The following is a 6,975-nucleotide window of genomic DNA, read 5'->3' on the forward strand; positions in this document are numbered from 1 at the left end:
GCGCGGGCGGCGGCCTTCGGTTCCAAGGTCATCATCCTCGACGAACCGACGGCCGCGCTCGGCGTCAAGGAATCCCGCCGTGTGCTGGAGCTGATCCTCGACGTCAAATCGCGCGGCATTCCGATCATCCTGATCTCGCACAACATGCCGCATGTCTTCGAGGTGGCCGATCGCATCCATGTCCATCGCCTCGGCCGGCGGCTCTGCGTCATCAACCCGAAGGACCACACCATGTCCGATGCCGTCGCCTTCATGACCGGCGCCAGGGAGCCGCCGGAACTGGCAGAAGCCTCCTGACCTGATGGGTTCTCCGGCACCGTTCCCGGCCATGCGTCTAGCCAGAGGTCATTTCCGGTGATCCCTTGCGGGCCGGAAATGCTCTCCATTATCGAAGCGAAGCTCTTTCGGCGAAAGTCCCGACCTGCCCGGCACAGTTTCCGCCCCCAGCCGACGTCCGGTCGGCGGCATGATGCCGCTCGCCGCAATGATCATATTCTGTGGCCTGAGCCCGCAAGCTCAAGGCGTTCGAGGACGAGAATGCCCGGCTGAAGAGGTTGCTCGCGGAGGCCATGCTGGACAAGGAGATCCTGAAGGGTGTGGCTTCAAAGAAATGGTGACGCCCGCTGTGAAGCGGGATGCGGTGGCTCCATTGAAAGAGCCGCTCCTCGATCCGCCAAATAGGATTGCGTCGCTCGCAGGCCGCGCGTTTACGTGCCACAGAAGGTTCGGTAGGCCGCCTCGGGCACCGGCGGAAGGCCGGCATAATCGGTGAACTCCACCCGTTCCTCGAAGGGCGTGGCCAGCGCTGCGTTAAGGCGTTCGAAGGGCGCCAGGTCGCCGGCCATCGCGGCGGCAAGCGCTTCCTCGACGAGATGGTTGCGCGGAATGATCGCCGGGTTGACCGCATCCATAGCAACGCGACGTTCACCCGGCTCTCCCGGTTCGGCCGCGAGGCGCTGACGCCAGCGCGCCGCCCAGCCGTCATAGGCGGTTGGATCGGCAAAGAGATCGCGCAGCGCCCCATCGGCCTGCTCGCTTTCCGCCGCTTTGCCGAGATTGCGGAAGGTCAGGGTGAAGTCCGCATTCTGCTTTGCCATGAGCCCAAGAAGATCCTCGATCAACGCGGCGTCTTCCGTTTGTGGTGTCTGCAAGCCTATCTTCGCGCGAAAGCCGTCGACATAAGCGGTGTTGAACGCGTCCGCAAAGCCGGAAAGCACGTCCTGTGCGGCTTCAATGGCTTTGTTTTCGTCCGGATCGAGATGAGGAAGCAGACATTCCGCCAGACGTACGAGGTTCCAGTGCGCGATGCGGGCCTGGTTGGCGTAGGCGTAACGCCCGTTGCGGTCGATCGAGGAGAAGACGGTCGCGGGATCGTAAGCGTCGAGGAAGGCACACGGGCCGTAATCGATCGTTTCCCCGGCGATCGACATATTGTCGGTGTTCATGACGCCGTGCACGAAGCCGATCTGCATCCAGCGTGCGACGAGTTCGGCCTGACGGGCGCAGACGCCTTCGAGAAGAGCGCGGTAGGGATTGGAAGCATCCGCGGCCTCGGGGTGATGCCTTGCGATCACATGGTCGGCTAGTCTTCGAACCGCTTCGTCGTCGCCCCGTGCCGCGAAGAACTGAAACGTGCCGACGCGTATATGGCTGGAGGCGACGCGCGTAAGGACCGCACCCGGCAGGGCCGTTTCCCGGTAGACAGGCTCTCCCGTCGCGACCGCGGCCAGCGCCCGCGTGGTAGGAATTTTGAGCGCGGCCATGGCCTCGCTGACGAGATACTCCCGCAGGACCGGGCCGAGTGCTGCCCGTCCGTCGCCGTTGCGCGAGAAGAGGGTGGGGCCGGCCCCCTTCAGTTGAATGTCGCGACGCCGACCCTGTCGGTCGACGACCTCGCCGAGGAGGATGGCGCGCCCATCGCCGAGTTGCGGCACGAAGTTTCCGAATTGATGTCCGGCATAAGCGGCCGCAAGCGGCTCGGCGCCTGTTGGGAGCCGGTTGCCGGCGAAGATTTCAGCTCCTTCAGCAGTGTCCAACGCATCCGCGTCGAGCCCGAGTTCCTCTGCGAGCCGTCGGTTCAGCTTCAGGAGATGCGGCGCGGTGACGGGCGACGGCATGGTTGGCCGGTGGAAGACGGTGCCGAGACGCGCGTAACTGTTATCGAAGTCGAAATGTACCGTCATCTTTCCGCTCTGCTTCCGTCGTGCTGCTCGGCCGCTGGCTCTCGACCATTCTGCACTTAGGTGGCGCTGTCGATATCGGATTTCCAGGGCAATGCCTGACCGGAAACGTCTCTGTCCGACATGTTACATAGGCATGGAAGTAGCAGTTCCATCCGATCAGGACAGAATAGACACTGCAGCGCCCTGCGCGGATCGGCAGCTTTCAGGGAAATCGAGAACGCGCTTGAACGACCGAAACGAGCGGCCTTCCGGACCGGCAGAAGCGGGGGAGCTTTCCGGACTGGCGGATTTGAACTCAGATAATGAGCTGAGCGGCCATTCATGCTCCATGGGCTTGGAACCGCTTTCTACCCGGATCGGTCGTTCGAGCCGTTCAGCTCAAACGACCGCAGTGAAAGATGCCGCCTATTTCACCGCCGAATTTCCGCCGTCCGCGAATAGCGCGGAACCTGTCACGAAGCTCGATGCAGGCCCCGCCAAAAACAACGCGGCCTGCGCGATTTCTTCCGGCTGGGCTATCCGCTTCATCGCATGGAGACCGGCGGCCCAATCCTTCTGCGATTGATCGCCCGCCATCCCCGTGTCTGTGCCGCCCGGAAGAAGGGCATTGGCCCGTATGTTTTTTACGGCATAATCCGCCGCGATGCCTTTGACCAAGCCCATCAGCCCTGCTTTTGCGGCGGCGTAGGCACTCATCCCTGGCAAACCGACGCTCGTGCCGACGAAGCTGGAGGTAAAAACAATGGAGCCGCCTCCGCGTTCTAGCATTGCCGGTATTTGATAACGGCTCGCAAAAAAAGCGCCGTTCAGGTTTGTGGCGATCGTTTGGATCCATTCTTCGGATTCCAGTTCAGCGACCGGTTTTAAGGCACCCACGGTCCCGGCATTGTTGAAGGCGATATCAAGACCTCCAAAAACCTGCACGGCTTCCGCGACCAGTTGTTCATGTGTTTCAGCCGAACTCACATCGCCGGCAACCAAATGTGCGCGTCCGCCTGTTTCTTGGATACGCTTTGCGACGTCTTCCAAAGCCGCTTTCCGACGCGCGTTCAAAACCACGCAAGCGCCCTCGGCGGCAAAAAGCAACGCGGCCGAACGGCCGATACCGGATGATGCACCGGAGATAACTGCAACTTTATCCTGTAATATTCCCATACGTGTTCTCCTTAGATTGGAGAGTGACGGATATGAGATACCCAGCTGCTTCGACACCCGATTCCTGCGGTCAGCTTCAGAAGGCCGCCATTCACCCGCATCACCGCAAAAGCCAGCCATCGGCCGCAACCTCGACGTTTGCCGTGTCCCAGGGGTTCGGCAGGGAACCCGCCGAATGGATGTATGCCCTTGTTCCCGTTGTTCCTGATGCTGGTCACCGGTCTCTATCTGTTCGCGCTGCCTTATTTCAGCGGACGACGCGGCAAGTCGGGCGCGTGAGGCCAATCGCAGCCGAATGTCAGGGAATTTTGCATTACTGACGGGCAGTGCCATCAGGACGTGGTCTGAGCAGAGAACGCGACGATGGTCAGAAAACCCGGCAATTCTTCTTCGCGCGCGATCTTCATGCCGGCACGAACAAGAAAGCACCCGCCAAAGTGTTCCTGTCACGGCGACCGAGATGGTCACTTTCGGCTATTCCACCGCTTTTTCCAGGGCGGCGATGTCGATCCTGCCCATCGTCATCATCGCCTCGAAGGCGCGTTTGGCCTTGTCCCTGTCGGGTCCCGTCGTCAGGTCGAGGAGAAGTTTCGGCGTGATCTGCCAGGAATGCCCCCAGCGGTCCTTGCACCAGCCGCAGGCGCTTTCCTGTCCGCCATTGCCGACGATGGCGTTCCAGAAGCGGTCGGTCTCTTCCTGATCTTCTGTGACCACCATGAAGGAGACGGCCTCGTTCGGCGTGAAGTTGGGGCCGCCATTCAGGCCGACGAACTTGCGCCCGAGTACGGTGAACTCGACGGTCAGTTCGTCGCCTTTCCTGCCGCCGGGATAATCGGAGGCGGCGGTGTTCACGCGATCGACATGGCTGTCGGGAAAAGTGGCGGCATAGAACGCGGCCGCTTTCCTGGCTTCGCCGTGATCGTACCAGAGGCAATTGATGATATCGGTCATGACGTTTCTCCTTGTGTCTGTTGCGGCGGGTTCGCCGCCTCGGGCAGAAGACGCGACGCGGGCTATTCGAAGAAGCCTTTCGGTGTCGTCCCCTGAAGGAAGGGCTCGATGAATGCGTGCAAAAGCGCGGGCTGGTTGATGACCGCGGTGTGGGATGTCGCCGGCATCACCGCGAGCCGGGAGACCGGCAGCGGTTGGCCCATGTCGCCCATCACCCCGCCGCCCAGCAGGCGAAACATCGCGACCGAATGTTCCAGCGTCGCGACATCGGCGTCGCCGGTGATGATCAGCACCGGGGTTTCCAATGCTTCCACTTCCTCGCCCCAGGCCATCGGTTCGTGCTCGAGCGCGATCAGCTTTTCGACGAGCGCGGGAAAACCGTCCGGATCGGCCGCCAGTTCGCGGTATTCGGCGGCAAACGGCATCTCCAGGAACATCTCGACACTCATCTGCGGGACGAAGTCCCTGAAGGCGGGCTGCCAGCCCTCGTAATCATACGCCACGGATGCTGCGACAAGCTGATCGACCCGCTCAGGAAAGTCGATGGCGAACCGCAGCCCGGCGGCTGCGCCCATGGAATAGCCGAATATGTCGGCCTTCTCGATCCCGACTGCGTCCATGAAGGCGGCGACGTCGCCCGCAAGATTCGGATAGGTGATCGGCCGGTCGATGTCGGTCGTGCGGCCGTGTCCCTGGAATTCCAGCGCATAGACGCGGTGTGTTTCGGCGAGCATCGGGATGATTTCGCCCATCGAGGGGATGTTCATATAGGCGCCGTGCAGGACGATCAGCGGATCGCCCTTTCCGGAGACCTCGTAATACATCGTCATACCGTTGACCTCGACGCGATCGCCTCTCGGCTCGTCTTCGGCCAATGCCGGGGCGGTGGCCGCGAGCATTGCGGTCAGAATGACCATCCGGAACATGATTGTCTCTCCCTGCTTGAGGTGAGTTCTCTTCAGGCAGAGCCCTTGTCGCCTTCGAAATTGAGCATCCACGGCGTGCCGTACCTGTCGGTGAACATGGCGAAGCGCTCGGCCCAGAAGGTTTCGCCGGGCGCCATCTCGACGCTCTGCGCATCCTCTGCCAGCGCCTCGTGGATACGGTCGAATTCCTCGCGCGAGCTCGGCGCGATCGATACGCGGAAGCCGGCGGGCTTGCTGTACATTTCGGCCGGGACGTCCGAGGCCATGATCATGGCACGGCCCAAACTCATGGCCATGTTCATCACCAGATCGTCACCGCCGGGCATCCGGCTTTCCGGGTCGGGCGCATCACCGTTGCGGAAAACGCCGCCGATCTCGCCGCCGAGCACCTCGGCATAACGGGTCATCGCCTCGAAGCAGTTGCCCTTGAAGAAAAGATAGATTGTCGGTTCCATGTCGGTCTCTCCCTTGTGGTTGAAATGCCGCCCTCAACGGCGGCCATTGGTTACGGCTCCGCCGCAGCTTCGAAGAAATCCCTCTGCGCAGTGTAAGCGCGCCTGAAGGCCGGTCGCGCTTCGGCGCGGGCTACGAAGGCCGCAAGGTCCGGAAACTCTTCGAGCAGCCCCGATCCGCCCAGCCTGCGCAGAACATCGACCGTCATCAGGTCGCCGGCACTGAAACGGCCATCGAGCCAGTCGGCATCGCCCATCGATTGGGGACCTGTCTCAGTCATACGCGTCGTGCCTCCGCCACCACTGGTACGGTTTGGTCTGCGGCGTTCCTTCGGGCGCGTCCTCCCAGTCTTCCTGCCGGCCGAGGGGCGTCAGGTCGAGCAGAGTCCAGACCGTGCCGAGCGTCTCGACCCCGCGACCAGTCGTGAAGTAGGTCCGGTAGATATCCGCGTCGTCGCGATAGAAAACGTTGAGGCCGAAGCCTGAGCTCACGTCGAAGTCGGCGTTGAAATTATCCCGTGTTTCGTACCAGGGCATCGACCAGCCCATGCGCTTGCGGAACGCCTCGATCTCGGAAATGGGCGCTTTCGAGACAAAGACGAGCCCGGTGTTGCGGGCGTGCAGATGGGAGAGATGCGGGATCTGGTCGGCCACCATGCAGCAGCCTTCGCACGGGCTCGGATCCGCGGGCTTCAGCATGTGGTGATAGACGATGAGTTGCGCACGGCCGTCGAACAGATCGGTCAGCGTGGCGGTTCCTTCGGGGCCGGTGAAGGCATAGTCGCCATCGACCTTCGTCCACGGCATGCGCCGCCGCCTTGCGGCCAGCTGGTCCTGAGCACGGGTCAGGTCCTTTTCCGCATCGCGTAGCTCGGCGAGTTCGTCGCGCCAGGCATCCGGTGATACCGTTCGGCGAACGACACCGGACACCGCCTTCGTTTCATGGTCTGAAATTCCGGTCATGTTATGAACCTCCTCAAGAACCTGTCGCGCCGCTCTTCGATGGCCTCTCGAACAGGAGCAGCAGATAGCGTTTCAGATGATCGACGCTGTCGCGCGCGATGGCGCGGCCACCCGTCGCCTTGGCCAGTATGAACGCGCCCTGCAGCACGGCCTGGGTATGCGCGGCCAGGCTGGCTGGCGTCCAGTCCGCCACGATCCCGCGCGCCTTCATCGCCGCCTCGATGTCGGGCTCAAGCGTGGCCGCATGCCCGAAAATGCTTGCAGCGCAGGCATCGCGGATCGCCGGATTCGACCCATAGACCTCCTGCGTCATGGTGCCGACGAGACAGGTGAACTCGGCGAGGT

8 protein-coding genes and 2 pseudogenes are annotated in these 6,975 nt (G+C 62.1%); 2 read left to right on the top strand and 8 right to left on the bottom strand.

Going from position 1 to position 6,975, the window contains the following annotated elements; translation table 11 throughout:
- Together AC5DC2_RS16615 and AC5DC2_RS16620 are read left to right on the top strand one after the other, a co-directional pair.
- A partial coding sequence (locus AC5DC2_RS16615) for a P-loop NTPase family protein (RefSeq protein WP_491699285.1) occupies positions 1–297 on the top strand: 297 nt, incomplete at its 5' end.
- Between the two features lie 209 nt (positions 298–506).
- Positions 507–655, top strand: a pseudogene (locus tag AC5DC2_RS16620) (IS3-like element ISMamg1 family transposase); the annotation flags it as partial.
- A 52-nt stretch (positions 656–707) separates the two neighbouring features.
- Here the strand turns inward: AC5DC2_RS16620 and AC5DC2_RS16625 are convergent.
- The 8 genes and pseudogenes from AC5DC2_RS16625 to AC5DC2_RS16660 form a co-directional block, all read right to left on the bottom strand.
- The gene (locus AC5DC2_RS16625) at positions 708–2,183 is read right to left on the bottom strand and encodes a protein adenylyltransferase SelO (RefSeq protein WP_491699286.1); all 1,476 of its coding nucleotides are present in this window, start codon (positions 2,181–2,183) and stop codon (positions 708–710) included.
- A gap of 405 nt (positions 2,184–2,588) precedes the next feature.
- Positions 2,589–3,338: an SDR family oxidoreductase gene (locus AC5DC2_RS16630; protein ID WP_491699287.1), complete on the bottom strand. Its 750-nt coding sequence runs from the start codon at positions 3,336–3,338 to the stop codon at positions 2,589–2,591.
- A 474-nt stretch (positions 3,339–3,812) separates the two neighbouring features.
- Positions 3,813–4,289 (bottom strand): VOC family protein, encoded by a 477-nt coding sequence (locus AC5DC2_RS16635; RefSeq protein WP_024706854.1) that lies wholly within the window; start codon positions 4,287–4,289, stop codon positions 3,813–3,815.
- Between the two features lie 62 nt (positions 4,290–4,351).
- Entirely contained in the window at positions 4,352–5,215 is an 864-nt protein-coding gene (locus tag AC5DC2_RS16640) for an alpha/beta fold hydrolase (RefSeq protein ID WP_491699288.1), read from the bottom strand.
- Between the two features lie 32 nt (positions 5,216–5,247).
- A complete protein-coding gene (locus AC5DC2_RS16645) occupies positions 5,248–5,670 on the bottom strand; it encodes a VOC family protein (RefSeq protein ID WP_491699289.1) in 423 nt (140 codons plus the stop codon).
- Positions 5,671–5,720: 50 nt separating this feature from the next.
- A pseudogene (locus tag AC5DC2_RS16650) lies at positions 5,721–5,924 on the bottom strand (glutathione S-transferase family protein); the annotation flags it as partial.
- Positions 5,925–5,940: 16 nt separating this feature from the next.
- Positions 5,941–6,630: a DUF899 domain-containing protein gene (locus tag AC5DC2_RS16655; RefSeq protein ID WP_491699290.1), complete on the bottom strand. Its 690-nt coding sequence runs from the start codon at positions 6,628–6,630 to the stop codon at positions 5,941–5,943.
- 13 nt (positions 6,631–6,643) lie between these two features.
- The coding region (locus tag AC5DC2_RS16660) for a TetR family transcriptional regulator C-terminal domain-containing protein (RefSeq protein WP_491699291.1) at positions 6,644–6,975 on the bottom strand (332 nt) is incomplete at its 5' end.

This window comes from Martelella sp., assembly GCF_984369615.1.

What these genes read in the sequence shown, in the direction of transcription:
- AC5DC2_RS16640 (WP_491699288.1), bottom strand. Translation starts at nt 5,215, where the DNA reads ATGTTCCGGATGGTCATTCTGACCGCAATGCTCGCGGCCACCGCCCCG.
- AC5DC2_RS16630 (WP_491699287.1), bottom strand. Translation starts at nt 3,338, where the DNA reads ATGGGAATATTACAGGATAAAGTTGCAGTTATCTCCGGTGCATCATCC.
- AC5DC2_RS16645 (WP_491699289.1), bottom strand. Translation starts at nt 5,670, where the DNA reads ATGGAACCGACAATCTATCTTTTCTTCAAGGGCAACTGCTTCGAGGCG.
- AC5DC2_RS16635 (WP_024706854.1), bottom strand. Translation starts at nt 4,289, where the DNA reads ATGACCGATATCATCAATTGCCTCTGGTACGATCACGGCGAAGCCAGG.
- AC5DC2_RS16655 (WP_491699290.1), bottom strand. Translation starts at nt 6,630, where the DNA reads ATGACCGGAATTTCAGACCATGAAACGAAGGCGGTGTCCGGTGTCGTT.
- AC5DC2_RS16625 (WP_491699286.1), bottom strand. Translation starts at nt 2,183, where the DNA reads ATGACGGTACATTTCGACTTCGATAACAGTTACGCGCGTCTCGGCACC.